At 64.1% G+C, this 14,438-nt stretch carries 15 protein-coding genes; 7 read left to right on the forward strand and 8 right to left on the reverse strand.

Annotation, left to right across the window (positions count from 1 at the left end; translation table 11 throughout):
* Nucleotides 1-145: 145 nt before the first annotated feature.
* Complete coding sequence (locus tag FJ546_RS00005; RefSeq protein WP_140887126.1) at nt 146-1,009, reverse strand: LysR substrate-binding domain-containing protein; 864 nt, start codon at nt 1,007-1,009, stop codon at nt 146-148.
* A 114-nt stretch (nt 1,010-1,123) separates the two neighbouring features.
* Between FJ546_RS00005 and FJ546_RS00010 the strand changes: the two genes are divergently transcribed.
* The 4 genes from FJ546_RS00010 to FJ546_RS00025 all read left to right on the forward strand — a co-directional run bounded on the left by FJ546_RS00010 (nt 1,124) and on the right by FJ546_RS00025 (nt 5,577).
* Nucleotides 1,124-1,531, forward strand: coding sequence for a 4-oxalocrotonate tautomerase family protein (locus FJ546_RS00010; protein ID WP_140887127.1), 408 nt, complete (start codon nt 1,124-1,126; stop codon nt 1,529-1,531).
* A 127-nt stretch (nt 1,532-1,658) separates the two neighbouring features.
* Nucleotides 1,659-3,881, forward strand: a complete 2,223-nt coding sequence (locus FJ546_RS00015; protein WP_140887129.1) for an AMP-binding protein — start codon at nt 1,659-1,661, stop codon at nt 3,879-3,881.
* Nucleotides 3,882-4,071: 190 nt separating this feature from the next.
* A complete protein-coding gene (locus FJ546_RS00020) occupies nt 4,072-4,899 on the forward strand; it encodes an NAD-dependent epimerase/dehydratase family protein (protein ID WP_140887131.1) in 828 nt (275 codons plus the stop codon).
* A gap of 75 nt (nt 4,900-4,974) precedes the next feature.
* Nucleotides 4,975-5,577 (forward strand): TetR/AcrR family transcriptional regulator, encoded by a 603-nt coding sequence (locus FJ546_RS00025; protein WP_181167757.1) that lies wholly within the window; start codon nt 4,975-4,977, stop codon nt 5,575-5,577.
* A 3-nt stretch (nt 5,578-5,580) separates the two neighbouring features.
* On the opposite strand, the gene FJ546_RS00030 is transcribed toward FJ546_RS00025, so the two are convergent.
* Both FJ546_RS00030 and FJ546_RS00035 read right to left on the reverse strand, forming a co-directional pair.
* The gene (locus FJ546_RS00030) at nt 5,581-6,399 is read right to left on the reverse strand and encodes a phosphatidylcholine/phosphatidylserine synthase (protein ID WP_032929550.1); all 819 of its coding nucleotides are present in this window, start codon (nt 6,397-6,399) and stop codon (nt 5,581-5,583) included.
* Nucleotides 6,400-6,402: 3 nt separating this feature from the next.
* Entirely contained in the window at nt 6,403-7,101 is a 699-nt protein-coding gene (locus tag FJ546_RS00035) for a phosphatidylserine decarboxylase (protein ID WP_095770693.1), read from the reverse strand.
* Nucleotides 7,102-7,437: 336 nt separating this feature from the next.
* Here FJ546_RS00035 and FJ546_RS31445 point away from each other — a divergent pair, with 336 nt between their 5' ends.
* Entirely contained in the window at nt 7,438-7,845 is a 408-nt protein-coding gene (locus FJ546_RS31445; RefSeq protein WP_246686701.1) for a hypothetical protein, read from the forward strand.
* Complete coding sequence (locus tag FJ546_RS31450) at nt 7,839-8,300, forward strand: SMP-30/gluconolactonase/LRE family protein (RefSeq protein WP_246686702.1); 462 nt, start codon at nt 7,839-7,841, stop codon at nt 8,298-8,300. Before FJ546_RS31445 ends, FJ546_RS31450 begins: the two co-directional genes overlap by 7 nt.
* Nucleotides 8,301-8,322: 22 nt before the next feature.
* Here FJ546_RS31450 and FJ546_RS00045 read toward each other — a convergent pair whose 3' ends face one another.
* The 4 genes from FJ546_RS00045 to FJ546_RS00060 all read right to left on the reverse strand — a co-directional run bounded on the left by FJ546_RS00045 (nt 8,323) and on the right by FJ546_RS00060 (nt 12,061).
* On the reverse strand, nt 8,323-8,670 hold the full coding sequence (locus FJ546_RS00045; RefSeq protein ID WP_140887134.1) for an antibiotic biosynthesis monooxygenase: 348 nt from the start codon (nt 8,668-8,670) through the stop codon (nt 8,323-8,325).
* An 88-nt stretch (nt 8,671-8,758) separates the two neighbouring features.
* Nucleotides 8,759-10,642 (reverse strand): ABC transporter ATP-binding protein/permease, encoded by a 1,884-nt coding sequence (locus FJ546_RS00050; protein WP_140887135.1) that lies wholly within the window; start codon nt 10,640-10,642, stop codon nt 8,759-8,761.
* Nucleotides 10,643-10,667: 25 nt separating this feature from the next.
* Nucleotides 10,668-11,015, reverse strand: coding sequence for a metalloregulator ArsR/SmtB family transcription factor (locus FJ546_RS00055; RefSeq protein ID WP_140887137.1), 348 nt, complete (start codon nt 11,013-11,015; stop codon nt 10,668-10,670).
* Nucleotides 11,016-11,128: 113 nt separating this feature from the next.
* Nucleotides 11,129-12,061, reverse strand: coding sequence for a LysR family transcriptional regulator (locus FJ546_RS00060; protein ID WP_140887139.1), 933 nt, complete (start codon nt 12,059-12,061; stop codon nt 11,129-11,131).
* A gap of 93 nt (nt 12,062-12,154) precedes the next feature.
* On the opposite strand from FJ546_RS00060, the gene FJ546_RS00065 reads away from it, so the two are divergent.
* Complete coding sequence (locus tag FJ546_RS00065) at nt 12,155-12,952, forward strand: NAD(P)H-dependent oxidoreductase (RefSeq protein ID WP_140887140.1); 798 nt, start codon at nt 12,155-12,157, stop codon at nt 12,950-12,952.
* A 13-nt stretch (nt 12,953-12,965) separates the two neighbouring features.
* Here the strand turns inward: FJ546_RS00065 and FJ546_RS00070 are convergent, their stop codons facing one another.
* Nucleotides 12,966-14,378: a LysM peptidoglycan-binding domain-containing protein gene (locus FJ546_RS00070; RefSeq protein ID WP_140887142.1), complete on the reverse strand. Its 1,413-nt coding sequence runs from the start codon at nt 14,376-14,378 to the stop codon at nt 12,966-12,968.
* Between the last annotated feature and the right edge of the window lie 60 nt (nt 14,379-14,438).

Below are 14,438 nucleotides of genomic sequence, written 5' to 3' on the forward strand. Positions count from 1 at the left end.
CCAAACCCCTCGGCCCGTCCTACTCCAAGCCGACCGCAAGGTCGGCTTTTTCTTTCTAAATGGGCCCGACCGCAAGGTCGGCTTTTTCTTTCTGGATAGGCCCGACCGTAAGGTCGGCGTTTTCTTGCGATAGGCTGGCGCCAAATCAGCCGGGCGGTTGGGACAGGGCCAGGTTGCCGCTGAGCAGCGCCGCCAGATCGCCTGCGGAAGCATCAGCATCGGTACGCAGCCGGATCGCGAATTCGGCCATCGGAACCGGCGGCAGGCCCAGCTCGCGCGGCGCTTCGATAATGCCGGAATGGGCAAAGCGCGGGGTCCGCAAGGTCAGCGCAACGCCGGCATTCACCGCGGTGCGCAGGCCGGCCAGGCTGGCGCTGCCGGCGGCGATGCGGTAGCGGCGGCCGGCAGCATCGAGCGCCGCCAGTGCGGCCTCGCGAAACCCGCAATAGGGATCAAGCAGCGCCAGCGGCAACTCTTCCTGCCGCCAGGCCAGCCCTTTCCCAGAACACAGCCACATCATCGGCTCACGCAGCACGCCGACCTCGTCGGGCGCGGCCGCCTGGCGCATGACAATCGCCAGATCGAGGCTGCCGGCCTGCAGCGCCTGCGCCAGTTCGGCGGAGCGGCCAACCCGCAATTCGATCCTGACGCGCGGATGGCTGGTGGCGAAGGCACGCAGCAGATCCGGCAGGCCGTTGTCGGCGAAATCCTGCGTCGTGCCGATGGCGACACGCCCGGCTGCCCGCGCCCCCTTCAGCGCCAGCCATGCCTCGCGGTGCGCGGCAAGAATGCGCCTTGCGTGGCCGACGAGGTCCTCCCCAGCCGGCGTCAGGCCGCGGCCCCTGCCCTGCGGCGCCAGCAGCGGCTCGCCGACGATCTCCTCCAGCCGCTGCATCTGGGCGGTCACCGCCGAAGGCGAACGGCCAACGCTGATAGCCGCCCGCGCCAGCGAACCGCTGTCGACGAAAGCGAGGAAGGTTTTGAGCAGATCCGGATCGAGCGTTTCCATAATTCGACAATATCGAATCTTCAGTTGAAAACAATTCGATTTTTTTGACTCAATGACGGTGACATGGTCCCTCCAACGGCAACCGGACGCCGCTAGAAACCAAGGAGACGAAAAATGCCTCTCATCAATATCAGCGTCACCGGCAAGCCGGACGCCGCCTTGTCCGCCAGCATCGCCAGGGAAATAACCGAGATCACCGCCACGCAATTGCGCAAGGATCCGACGATCACCGCCGTTGCCGTGTCCTATATCGATCCGCAGCACTGGTTCGCCGGCGGCAAGTCGCTGGCCGAGCATGGCACCAACACGTTCTGGCTGGATATCAAGGTGGTCGACGGCACCAATACCAAGCTCGAGCTGGAAGCTTATCTCAAGGCCCTCTTCGATGCCTTCGGCCGCCTGTTGGGCGGTGTGCACGAGGAAAGCTATGCCTTAGTGCATGAAGTGCCGGCACCCGCCTATGGCTATGGCGGCAAGACGCAGGAGTTCCGTTTCATCAGCGGGCGGTTGAAGGCAGCGTAAGCGTCGTTCTTGCGGAGAAGGAACACCGTCTCTTCCCACATTGACCTAGCGCCCACTTGCGCTACCCTCTGCGCCGAGGCGGCCGCGGAAGAGCCGCAATGACAAAAATTGTTGGGAGAGAAGCGGCATGATCCTGACACTGGCGATGCTTGCGGGTCTCGTTCTGGCCTGGCTGCTGATCGGCGTGGTGGAAAAATTCCGCCTCGGCCTGCGTCTCAGCCAGGCGATGCTCTACGTGCCGTTCAAGCTCGCCTACCGGATCAGCGACGGCCGCATCCGGATCGCGCGCAAGGCGCAGGCTCCCGTCATCTACGTCATCTCGCACCAGTCGCGCTTCGAACCGGCGCTGATGCTGTCGCTGCTGCCGGATGACACGCTGCACATTCTGGACGAGGTCTCGGCGCGCTCGCCGTGGCTGGAACCCTGGCGTGAGCTTGGCCGCACGATCGCCTTCAATGCCGAACATCTTTTCGTCAGCCGCCGGCTGGTGCGCGTGCTGAAGGGCAAGGGCCGGCTCGCGGTCTATCTGCCTGACGCGGTCGAGCCTGACGTCAAGACGTTTCGGCTGTTTCGCGCCGTCACCCGCATTGCCATGCAGGCCGACGCCCGCATCGTGCCGATCTTTGTCGCCGGCGCCCGCAGCCTGCCTGTTTCCCTGACGCCGGCGGCAGCGGCACCGCGGCACTGGTTTCCGCAGCTCGTGATGAGCGTGCTGGAGCCGATGACCATCGCCGAACTGGTGGCACGTAATCCGGATCAGGCCTCGAACACCAATGCACTGTTCGACCGCGTCGCCGAGGCCCGGCTTTTCGGCAACGACCTCGACCGCGGCCTGTTCCTGGCCATGCGCGATGCCGCAGCCAGGGTCGGCGCCTCGCATCCGATCATCGAGGACGTCATCTCGGGCGCGCTGAGCTACCGCAAGATGTTCATCGGCGCCCGCGTGCTGGGCAAGCGCTTCGAGGCGGTGACGGCGCCAGGCGAAGCGGTGGGGATAATGCTGCCCAACGCCAATGGCGTCGTGCTGTCATTCGTCGGTCTTCTCTCGGCGGGCCGAGTGGCGGCGATGATGAACTACACGGCCGGGCCGGCAAGCGTCACGGCGGCCGTCCGCACGGCCGTCATCCGCACCGTGATCTCCTCGCGCGCCTTCGTCGAGAAGGCCGATCTCGCCGATATCGTCGCCGCGGTCGAAAAAGGCGGCGCCAGGCTGCTGTGGCTGGAAGACGCCCGGACCAGCGTCACCGCGCTGGACAAGCTTGCCGCCGCCTTGCTGTGGCGTTTGCCGCTGCAGCGCCAGGATGCGGCCAAGCCGGGCGTTATCCTGTTCACCTCCGGCTCTGAGGGAACGCCGAAGGCGGTTGTCCTGTCGCAAAAGAACCTTCTCGCCAATGCCATGCAGGCCGAGGCGCGCATCACCATTTCGCCGGCCGACATCCTGCTCAACGTGCTGCCGGTATTCCATTCCTTCGGCCTGACGGGCGGCACCATCCTGCCGCTGGTCACCGGGGTAAAGCTGTTCCTCTATCCCTCGCCGCTTCATTACAAGATCATCCCCGAGATCGCCCGCAAGGTGAAGCCGACCATCATGTTCGGCACCGACACCTTCCTCGCCAACTATGCGCGCACCGCCAAGGACGGCGACTTCTCCAGCCTGCGCTTCGTCGTTGCCGGCGCCGAAGCTGTGAAGCCGGAAACCCGCCGCGTCTACCGCGAGCGCTTCCAGGCCGAGATCATCGAAGGGTTCGGGCTGACCGAGGCCGCACCGGTGGTTGCCGTCAACACCGCGATCCACGGGCGCGACGGGACGGTCGGGAGGCTGCTGCCGGCCATGCGCATGAAGCTGGAGCCGGTCGAGGGCATCTCGGACGCCGGCCAGTTGTGGCTCGACGGACCGAATCTGATGATGGGCTACATGACATCGGACCGCCCCGGTGAGTTGCGGCCGCTGAGCGGCTGGCACGACACCGGCGACATCGTCGCCGTCGACCGCGAAGGCTTCATCACCATTCGCGGCCGCGCCAAGCGCTTCGCCAAGATCGCCGGCGAGATGGTGTCGCTGGGCGCGGTCGAGATGCTGGTGCAGTCGCTGTGGCCGGAAGAACGCCATGCGGCGGTGGCGGTGCCCGACAAGAGGCGCGGCGAGCGCATCGTGCTGGTCACCACCGCCGACGATGCCAATCCCGAAGAGCTGCGCCAGTTCGGCAAGAAAGCCGGGGCCGCCGAACTGATGGTGCCGAACGACATCGTCAAGGTGGAGGAAATCCCGGTGCTCGGTTCCGGCAAGACCGATTATGTCTCGACCAGAAAGCTGGCGATCGACAGGCTGGGGCGGGGCATCGCGGCGTAACGCCGCCAGATCCAACCAATCGTTTCACCTCAGGCAAGCCGGGATGATCGGCGAGATCCGGTAGGATTCACGCCTCGTCCATGCCTCGACACCTCTGAAGATGGCCCCTCGCCAAAGAATCGCCAAAATGGTGAGTGATCATTCACTCTCCATCGGGGCGAGATTTCCAACCTGGGGAGGAAAGCTGCACATGGCAAAAATCCTTGTCACCGGAGGGACCGGACATCTCGGTCGCGATCTTGTGCCGGCGCTGTCCCAGGCCGGTCACGTCGTCAGATTGCTAGCCAGGAAACCGATGAATGATCCCTCCCTGGAATGGGCCTTGGGCGACTTGGCAACCGGCGAAGGCATCGATGACGCGCTTGGCGGCATCGACACCGTGATCCATGCCGCGACCCTTTCGCCGATCGCCAGGCGCGGCATGAGGCCGATCGACTTCTTCTTCAGCCCGACAAGCGTCGATGTCGAAGGCACGCGGCGCCTGCTTGCAGCATCGCGTCGCGCCGGTATCGGCCACTTCATCTTCGTGTCGATCGTCGGCCTCGAATTCAGCAGCCTGCCCTATGCCCGAGCAAAGTTGGCGGGCGAACAGCTTGTGCGGGAGTGCCCGCTTGCGTGGTCCGTCATTCGCGCAACGCCATTCTACTACCTCTTGGAGCAGATGCTCGGCGGGCTGAAATGGCTGCCTGTCTGGCCGTTGCCAAATTCGCTCTCAAATCCCGTCGATACGCGTGATGTAGCCCGCTATCTGGCGGAGGCGGTGAATGACGGGAAGCGCGGGGTACGCCCTGCGATCGGCGGCCCGGACCTGATGCCGTTCTCGAGTTTCGCACGGCAATACTGCGATGCGCTCGGGCTCAGGCGGCTCGTCCTGCCATTGCCGGTCAGCCGCAAGATGAGCTTCAAAATGGGTTTGGTCGAAACCAATGAGCGGCTTGGTCAAAGGAACTGGAGGGCGTGGCTTTGCGAACGACACAAGCACGCGGCAGTCGATTCGCATCGCCAGGCCGCCGGCTAGCGCCGTTTGTAATTATGCGCGTGGTGTTATTGTCCTTCGAGAATCCCCTACCAAGTCATGGAGCCGCGATCCGCTATGAAACCGCCATCGACTGGACGGGAAGGCATTCTGCGTGAAGCCATCCGACTGTTTGCCGAGCGAGGCTACGACCGGACGAGCGTTCCCGACATTCAGGAGGCGGCAGGCCTGTCGCGCGGCTCCGGCGCACTCTACAAGCACTTCCCTTCAAAAGAGGACCTGCTTGCCACCGCGATCGATCAGTTTGTCAATACGGCACGGGAAGGCCGTGCCGAACTTGGCGAGACAACGCTTTCCATCGACGAAAGTTCGCGGCGGCTTGTGGAGAGCATGCTTGAAAAGCTCGGCGCCAACCGCGACGTGCTTCGGATCTTGTGGCGCGACCTGGAGCATTTCCCAGCGCTGAAAGCCTCCGCGCGTGGCGAGATCATGCAAAGCACTTATCTTGCCGTCGCGGAATGGCTGCGGCAGCGCCAGCGTCGGGGCGAACTGCGCCCGCACGACAGCGAGGCGATCGCCGCCGTGATCGTCGGCTGCGTCGCCATGTTCCGGGTCTTCGAAGCGATCTGGGGTGAACGTGCAATTGAGATCAGCGATGAACGCTTTGCCTCCGCCTGGGGCGATCTGTTGCTTGGCGGCTTGCGACCCAGACCAGTTTAGCGATCAGCCTATGTCCGAAGGCGGTACCTTCTCGCCTTCGAGCTTGGCGCGTTTGGAATAGGCGCGCACCGAAAACGGCAGGAAGATCAGATATCCCGCGACCGATGCCGTCAGCGTGTACCAGGGATAGGTCATCAGCAAGAGGATGTAGAGCACGACGGCCAGAATGACCGGCAGCACCCTATCGCCCGGGATCTTGATGCTCTTGCCGGAATAGACCGGCAGCCGGCTGACCAGAAGGAACGCGACAAGGATGGTGAAGCCGGTGGCGACGAAGGCGGCTGGGCGGCTTGGCTCCAGCCCGAGCCTCAGGAAGAACAGATAGAGCGGCAGCATCACCAGCACCGCGCCCGCCGGCGCCGGCACGCCGACGAAATATTCCGACTGCCACAGGGGCCGCTCGGCCTTCTCGTCGTCGAGCACGTTGAAGCGGGCGAGCCTGAGCCCGCAGGCGATGGCGAACAGAAGGGCGGCGATCCAACCCGGCGAGCCGGCGCGGTCAAGCAGGAAGGCATAAAGCACCAGAGCCGGCGCGACACCGAAATTGACGATGTCGGCAAGCGAATCCATCTGCGCGCCGAATTTCGAAGTCGCCTTCAGCATGCGTGCGAGCCGGCCGTCGATGCCATCGAGAAAGGCAGCCAGCAGCACCATCACCACCGCCGTCTCGAAGCGGTCTTCGAAGGCAAAGCGGATGCCGGACAGGCCGGCGCAGATGGCAAGCACGGTGACCAGGTTGGGCAGCACCATGCGCATCGGGATCTCGCGGATGCGCGGACCGCCGCTGGCATGGGCCTCGAACTTCTTGAACGGCGCGCCCAAGGCTCAGGAAATCCTGACGAGCGGGGTGCCGGCGACGCCGCCGAATTCGGCGAGCACGGTTTCACCGCCGACCGCCGTCTGGCCAACGGCGACACGCGGCGTCGCGGCCAAAGGCAGGAAGACGTCGACGCGCGAGCCGAAGCGGATCAGGCCGAAACGCTCGCCGGTGCCGATCGAGCCTCCGGCCTCGGCCCAGCAGACGATGCGGCGCGCCACCAGGCCGGCGATCTGGACGGCGGCCACCGTGCCGTTGGGGCTCTCGATGACCAGGCCGTTGCGTTCGTTCTCGGTGCTGGCCTTGTCGAGTTCGGCGTTGAGGAATTTTCCAGGCCGATGCTCGATCTTGGTGATGCGGCCGCGTACGGGCGCGCGGTTCACGTGGCAGGAAAAGACATTCATGAACACCGAGATGCGGGTCATCTCGACATTGCCGAGGCCAAGCTCGCGCGGCGGCACGGCCGGGCCGACCGCAGAAATGATGCCGTCGGCGGGGCTGACGACAAGGCGGTCGTCGACCGGCGTGACGCGCTCGGGATCGCGGAAGAAATAGACGCACCAGGCAGTCAGGATCAGGCCGATCCAGAACAGTATCGAGGAGAAATAGCCAAGGAAAAGTGTGCCCGCGCCAAAGGCCGCGATGAAGGGGTAGCCTTCACGATGGATCGGTACGAACGCGTTCTTGACCGTGTCGACAAGGCTCATGGGGTGGGGGCGGTCCCTGTTTCAGGTCCGGCCTCAATAGCCGAAACACCCCCCGCCCGCAACGCGACAATCGGCGGCCCCGCATTGGCTGCGGCTGGCGGGCGCTACGACGGGCTACAGCCCGTGCGATATTGGCGGTACGGTCAAGACCCGCGGGTCGATACCGACGACAACCGACAAGCCGCCGTCATGCGGTGCCAACGCCCTACCGGCAATGTTTCCTGAACGGAATAACAAGGCGGCTGTCGGGAAGAGGACCCCTCGCCCGTCCTTGGGTGAGACGGCGTCCTTCCAAGGCCTTTTCAGCCACGATGACGCGCAACAAGGAGGTCCGTAATGCAGATAAAATCGGCCACATCGGCGTGTCTCGTCACCGCCGGCCTTGCCTTCGGCGAATCCCCACGTTGGCATGACGGACGCCTGTGGGTCTGCAACTGGGGTACCGGCGAGATCATCGCGATCGATGCCGACGGCAACCGCGAAATCATGCTCACCGTGCCGGCCGTCCTGCCCTATTCCATCGACTGGCTGCCGGATGGATGCCTGCTTGTCGTCTCAGGCCGCGAAGGCTTGCTGTTGCGGCAGGAGGCTGATGGCGGGCTCGTCACCCATGCCGATCTGCGCGGCCTGTCGAAAAGCCCATGGAACGAGATCGTCGTCGACGGGCGCGGCAACATCTATGTCAATGGCGGCGGCCCCGCGCCGGCTGCCGGTGAGCATTTCGGCCCAGGCACATCGTGCTGATCACGCTGGACGGCGCGATCCGCCAAGTGGCTGACGACATCGCCTTCGCCAACGGCATGGCGGTGACCCCGGACAACAAGACGCTGATCCTTGCCGAATCCCATGGCAACCGGCTGACCGCCTTCGACATCGCCGCCGACGGCACCCTGTCCAACCGGCGCGTCTGGGCCGAGTTCGACGGTTATCCCGACGGCATCTGCCTCGATACCGAAGGCGCGATCTGGTACGCGGATGTTCCCAACAAGCACTGCGTGCGGGTGCGCGAAGGCGGCGCGGTGCTGCAGACGGTCACCGTCGATCGCGGCTGCTTCGCCTGCATGCTGGGCGGCGCGGACAGGCAAACCCTGTTCATCGTCGCCGCCGAGTGGCGCGGCTTCGAGCACATGGTCAGCGACGCACGCACCGGCCAAGTGCTCAGCGTGGAAGCGCCGGCACCCGGCGTCGGCTGGCCGTAAGCCTGGAGCAGTTCACGTTGCTCTATGCCTCGGGAATCCGCTGATAGTTGGCAATGTCGGCGCGCACCCCAAGCCGGGCGATCGTCTCCTGCGGATTGAACGCGATGCGCTCGTGCGCGACCTTGACGATCGGAACGACCTTGTCGACGGCGGCCTGGCTCTCCCATTCGACGATCGTCACGAGGTTGAATTCGCCCGGCCCTGAAAATTGTTCGAGCAGGAAATCCTGCACGAAACCCTGCTGCTGGCGGAGCAATTCGTGCGTCGTCCTGACCTTGACGAGGATCTCCTCGCGGGCGGCGGCCGGCACGACGAACTTGTCCACCCTGAACACGCTGCCACCGTTAACGTTCTGATTTATGTCGTTCATTTCGATTGTTCCGTTTCCTGGATAATCGTGTTTTCAGGCTCCGGGAACGGCATACAATCTCAACTTAAGTTGAGGTCAAGCGGAAAAATCAATTTACCTCCGACGTCCGCCGGCGAACGATGACACCGAACTCGTCGCCCTCGCGGGCAAGGCGCAGGCGCTCCTCGGCTTCGGTCGCCTCGCGCTGGCGGTCCCACATCGAGGCATAGAGGCCGTGCTTGCGCATCAGCTCGACATGGGTGCCGCGTTCGGCGATCTGGCCGTCCTTGAGCACGATGATCTCATCGGCCGAAATCACCGTCGACAGACGGTGGGCAATCACAATGGTGGTGCGGTCCTTGCTGACGAGATCGAGCGCGGCCTGGATCTCCTGCTCGGTGTGGCTGTCCAGCGCCGAAGTCGCTTCGTCGAGCATCAGGATCGGCGGCGCCTTCAGAATGGTGCGGGCGATCGCGACGCGCTGCTTTTCGCCGCCGGAAAGCTTCAACCCGCGCTCGCCAACCATCGCCTTGTAGCCGTCTGGCAGCTTTTCGATGAATGGCCCGATCTGGGCGAGTTCGGCGGCCTTGCGGACTTCCTCCTCGCTCGCGCCGACGCGGCCGTAGCGGATGTTGTAGGCGATGGTGTCGTTGAACAGCACCGTGTCCTGCGGCACCATGCCGAGCATCGCGCGCAGGCTGTCCTGCGTGACATCCCGGATGTCCTGGCCGTCGATCAGCACCTGGCCGGCCTGCACGTCATAGAAGCGGAACAGCAGCCGCGAAATGGTCGACTTGCCGGCGCCCGACGGCCCGACAATGGCGACCGTCTTGCCGGCCGGCACCTCGAAGGAAACACCCTTCAGGATCTTGCGATTCGGATCATAGGAGAAATGCACGTCGCGGAACTCGACCTTGCCCGCGCCGACGGTGAGCGGCTTGGCGTCCGCCTTATCGACAATCTCCTGCGGCACGTCGAGCAGGTCGAACATATGCTCGATATCGGTAAGGCCCTGGCGAATTTCACGGTAGATGAAGCCGATGAAGTTGAGCGGCACGGAAAGCTGCACCAGCATGGCGTTGATGAAGACGAAATCGCCGACGCTCTGCGTGTGGGCCTGCACCTCCAGCGCCGACATGCACATGACGACGACCGTGCCGACGCCGAAGATGACGCCCTGGCCAAAATTCAGCCAGCCGAGCGAGGTCCAGGTCTTGGTGGCGGCGACCTCGTAGCGCGCCATCGAACGGTCGAAGCGGTCGGCTTCCATGCGCTCATTTGTGAAGTATTTGACCGTCTCGAAATTGAGCAGCGAGTCGATCGCCTTGGTGTTGGCGTCGGTGTCGCTGTCGTTCATGTCGCGACGGATCGAGATGCGCCAGTCGCTCGCCTTGACTGTGAACCAGACATAGAGCCAGACGGTGATCGCCACCACGGCCACATATTTCCAGCCATAGGTAAAACCGAATATGCCGGCGGTCAGCGCGAATTCGAGGATGGTCGGCGCCGTGTTGAGCATGATGAAGCGCACGATCGTCTCGATACCCTTGGTGCCGCGCTCGATGATGCGCGACAGGCCGCCGGTGCGGCGCTCCAGGTGGAAGCGCAGCGACAGCTGGTGCATGTGGACGAAGGTGCGGAATGCAAGCTGGCGCACGGCATGCTGGCCAACGCGGGCAAACAGCGCGTCGCGCAACTGGTTGAAGCCGAGTTGAACCAGCCTCAGCACATTGTAGGCGACGACCAGCATCACCGGCGCGAGCATGAAAGACGGCAGCGGCGGCGGCGTCTTGAAGCCGCCAGCCAGCGCGTCGGTTGCCCATTTGAAGAAATAGGGCCCGGCGACCAGCGTTAGCTTGGCGACGACCAACAGCAGCGTCGCCCAGGTGACGCGCGCCCTGAGGTCGGCGCGGTCGGCCGGCCACATATAGGGCCACAAATTGCGCAATGTCGTGAGCGTTGAGGTGTCGGCGGAGACGGTTTTTTCGACCACTTTTCTTGCCTTTTGGGTGAGAGGGTCAGCGGCCGGAGCAGCAGGAATTGACGAGGGCGTTCAGCGATGCCGATACATCGGCAAGGGCTACGCGATCAACGGCATAGCGCGAGCGCTGGCGGTCGGGCTCGAAGCGGACCAGACCGGCCTCGACCAGTATTTTCAGATGCTGCGACACGGTGGACTGCGCCAGATCGAAACGGTCGACGACCTCGCGGCAGCAGCAGGAATTGCTGGCCGAGAGGTGCTTCAGTATCTCAATGCGCGCCGGATGCGACAACGCCGCAAATTGCGCCGCGACAGCGTGGCTATCCGAGCTGCGGTTGGGTCGAGCGCCAGCAGCGCGATCTGTTTCAAGGGCGGATTCGGTCATCGTTCATCGGCGATAGACGATGGACGGCACCGCCGCAAGCTACTCTTCCGGGCAGATCGAACGGCGGCTAAGGCGCGGCGCGCGGAACCGAGGTCACTTTTGGGCGGCATGCATCAATGCTCCGAGATGGATTTCTCGATCCCTGGAACAGCGGCGATCTGTTCAGCCAGAAATTCGACCAGCAAGCGGACCCTTGCGACGCCTGCGCGCTCCGGGACAATCAACATGTTCAGCGGGACGGACGGCAGCGAATAATCCGCCAGTATCGTCTCGAGCAAGCCCGCCGCCAGAAGATCGTCTACAAGCCATCGATGCGCCGGCGCGATCCCGCGAGCGGCGATCATGGCCTGCCGCGCGGCAAGTCCATGATCGATACGCAGTCGCCCCGCGAAAGGCACCGTGTGGCGTTCGCCGCCGGCGCCGTGCAAGGCGAGCGTTTCGCTGCCCGCCACGTTCGACATCCGGATGCCCTCATGCAGGGACAGATCCGAAGGGACGACGGGTCGTCCTCGCGCCGCCAGATAATCCGGAGACGCCACGAGCAGACGCCGCGACTGGCCGAGGGCTCGTAGCTTCAACGAGCTGTCCGTGAGCGGCCCCAGCCGGACGGCGATATCGACACCCTCGCGGACGAGGTCCACCCGCTCATCCGTAAGGCTGAGGTCAATCCCGATGTCGGGATGACGGTCCTGAAAAGCGAAGATCAGGCGGCTGACGTGCAAGACACCGAAAGCTGCCGTGCAGCTTATCCGGATGGTGCCGGCGGGCGCGCCACGTGTGCCCCGGGCCTCATCGCTGGCTTGTTCCACGAGGCGCAGGATCTGAACGCCATTGGCATAATAGCGGCTGCCTTCGGCGGTCATCGTGACCCGCCGGGTCGTCCTGCTGAGCAAAGACACGCCGACAGCTTCTTCCAGTTCCCGCACATGCCGCGTGATCGTTGACTGCCCGACACCAAATTCCCGCGCGACGGCCGACAGGCTGCCACGCTCGGCCACGCGAATGAAGGTGCGCATGCGCTCGAATGTAACGTCTGACTTATCCATTATCCGGCACAATATTATACATTACCTGCATATAGTGGATTGAACGGCCATTGGCTACCTTCCCGTCAGTTTCCTCAATATTGGATCTGACCCATGAAAGTTCTGCTCGTCTTCGCTCACCCTGAATCACGCTCGCTGAGCGGCGCCCTCCGTGACGTCGCCGTAAGGGAACTCGAGGCTCAAGGGCATGAGGTGCGCGTATCGGACCTGTACGCCGATGGCTGGAAATCCGAAGTCGATCGCGCCGACTTCCCGTCGCTGGAACCCGATGCGCGGCTCATCCCGGTCGCGGCTTCCAAGAAAGGTTTCGAGGCCAACACGCTAACCGCAGATGTACAGGCCGAGATCGAGAAGCTGCTGTGGGCCGACACCTTGATCCTGCAGTTCCCGCTTTGGTGGTTCGCCATGCCGGCAATCCTCAAGGGCTGGGTCGACCGTGTGTTCGCCTACGGATTCGCCTATGGCGTTGGTGAGCATAGTGATCGGCGCTGGGGCGATCGCTATGGCGAGGGCACCCTTGTCGGGAAACGCGCTATGTTGATCGTGACCGCCGGGGGCTGGGAGGAACACTACAGGTCACGCGGGATCAACGGCCCCATCGACGACCTGCTGTTCCCGATCAATCACGGGATCCTCTATTACCCCGGATACGACGTGCTTCCGCCGTTCGTGGTCTACAAGGTCGATCGACTCGACGAGACCGGCTTCGAGCCAGCGGCCGAACAGCTGCGTGAGAGGATGCGGACGCTGGCGAAGACGGCGCCCATCCCATACCGTCGGCAAAATGGCGGAGATTATCTCATTCCGAGCATGAATCTCCGCCCTGAGCTGGGCGATCCTGGGGCAAACGGTTTCGCGCTTCACTCCAACCAAGCAGGCGATGCCAGCTGATCGATATAGGCTTCTACTGCGCCTTGGTCGGCGCAGTCGTCGCCTGCTCGCCCATTGCCTTGAGGTCGGCGGCTTCGCCTTCCTTGGACTTTTCCGGGACCTTGAACACCTGGCCGGGCCAGATGTGGTCGGGATTCCTGATCTGGTCCTGGTTGGCGAGGTAGATGGTGGAATAGCGCACGCCGTAGCCGTAGACGCGTCGCGAAATCCGCCACAGCGTGTCGTTTCGGCGGATAATCACGGTGCCGTCGGCATGTTCGAGCTTGGGCGCCACTGCCTCCGGCACGTCGCTTGGCGGCGTGGTGGCAGCGACAACGGCCGGAGCCGGCGCTGCCGGTGCGGCCGGCTTGGTCTCAGCTGGCTTGGCATCCGCCGGCTTGGTCCCGGCAGGCGCCACGGCGGCAACCGCTTCGCCCGGCTCGCGCTCGAACGGCACCGCGGCGCGGGCCACGACCTTCACGCCGTCGGCATCGAGGCCGTCGACATGGATGGTGTAGCTGCCGACCGGAATGTCGCGCGTCGCTTCGACGAGGAAATGACCGTCCGGCGATGTCAGCGCGTCACCGAGCAGGATGTCGTTGGCGTAGGCGCGCACCTTGCGGCCTGGATCGGCGAGGCCGGCGACGAAGATCTTGTTGCCGTCGATCTCGACCGCCTCGACGACGATCTTGGGTTCGGCCACGCCGGCGGGCGGTGTTGCCGGCGCGGCGGGAGCCGGAGCAGCAGTTGCCGGCGCTTGAGCGGCCGGCGACGGAGCAGCAGCCTGGTCGCCGGTGGCGGGAGCTGCCGGTTTCGTCCCTGGCGCCGGGACCGTCAGCAGTTCGGCCGGCTTGCCCGGCTCTTCGACCATGGCCAGCACTTGGCCGGCGGCATCCTTGGGAACCGAAACGACAGCGGTCTGCACCGAGACGGTCACAACGGTGCCGACGGTCGAATGCAAGGCAATCGTATAGTCACCAGGCTTCAGCGGGTCGTCGAGCACGATGACAAAGGCGCCATCGGGACCCGCCACAGTCGAGCCAAGCACCGTCGTGCCGCTCAGGATCTCGACCTTTGAACTGGGCGCTGCATTGCCGGCAATGACGATCGAGCCATTGCCCTCGACGCGCACGACATCGAAAGTCGGCGAGATCGGGCCGGCTGCTAGGGGTGCGCCCGGTGCAGGCGCTGCCGGAGCCGTAGCCTCTGTCGCGGGTGCGGCTGGAGCAGCCGCCTGTGGTGCTGCGGCGGGAGCAGCCGGCACCGCCGGCGCCGGCAGTCGCCCTTCCGTGCCGGGATCAGCCGGTTTCGGCGCCAAGGCCGCGACCTTCGCCGGCGGCGTTGGATGAAGATACGGGTCGAGTGCGCCCGATACATAGGCGGTTCCCGCGGCCGCGACGGTCCCACCCGCCGCGAACAGGAACGCCTTCAGTGGATTAATTGCCATATTTCCCTACCCCTTAGCCACCTAACGCCGGTCTAGCGTGTTTTGCCAATGCCGACAAGA

It is taken from the genome of Mesorhizobium sp. B2-4-19 (genome assembly GCF_006441315.1).
GTDB lineage: Bacteria > Pseudomonadota > Alphaproteobacteria > Rhizobiales > Rhizobiaceae > Mesorhizobium.

Excerpts from the sequence above, each read along its gene's own strand:
- FJ546_RS00005 (WP_140887126.1), bottom strand. The coding sequence starts at position 1,009 with ATGGAAACGCTCGATCCGGATCTGCTCAAAACCTTCCTCGCTTTCGTC.
- FJ546_RS00010 (WP_140887127.1), top strand. The coding sequence starts at position 1,124 with ATGCCTCTCATCAATATCAGCGTCACCGGCAAGCCGGACGCCGCCTTG.
- FJ546_RS00015 (WP_140887129.1), top strand. The coding sequence starts at position 1,659 with ATGATCCTGACACTGGCGATGCTTGCGGGTCTCGTTCTGGCCTGGCTG.
- FJ546_RS00020 (WP_140887131.1), top strand. The coding sequence starts at position 4,072 with ATGGCAAAAATCCTTGTCACCGGAGGGACCGGACATCTCGGTCGCGAT.
- FJ546_RS00025 (WP_181167757.1), top strand. The coding sequence starts at position 4,975 with ATGAAACCGCCATCGACTGGACGGGAAGGCATTCTGCGTGAAGCCATC.
- FJ546_RS00035 (WP_095770693.1), bottom strand. The coding sequence starts at position 7,101 with ATGAGCCTTGTCGACACGGTCAAGAACGCGTTCGTACCGATCCATCGT.
- FJ546_RS31445 (WP_246686701.1), top strand. The coding sequence starts at position 7,438 with ATGCAGATAAAATCGGCCACATCGGCGTGTCTCGTCACCGCCGGCCTT.
- FJ546_RS00045 (WP_140887134.1), bottom strand. The coding sequence starts at position 8,670 with ATGAACGACATAAATCAGAACGTTAACGGTGGCAGCGTGTTCAGGGTG.
- FJ546_RS00055 (WP_140887137.1), bottom strand. The coding sequence starts at position 11,015 with ATGACCGAATCCGCCCTTGAAACAGATCGCGCTGCTGGCGCTCGACCC.
- FJ546_RS00060 (WP_140887139.1), bottom strand. The coding sequence starts at position 12,061 with ATGGATAAGTCAGACGTTACATTCGAGCGCATGCGCACCTTCATTCGC.
- FJ546_RS00065 (WP_140887140.1), top strand. The coding sequence starts at position 12,155 with ATGAAAGTTCTGCTCGTCTTCGCTCACCCTGAATCACGCTCGCTGAGC.
- FJ546_RS00070 (WP_140887142.1), bottom strand. The coding sequence starts at position 14,378 with ATGGCAATTAATCCACTGAAGGCGTTCCTGTTCGCGGCGGGTGGGACC.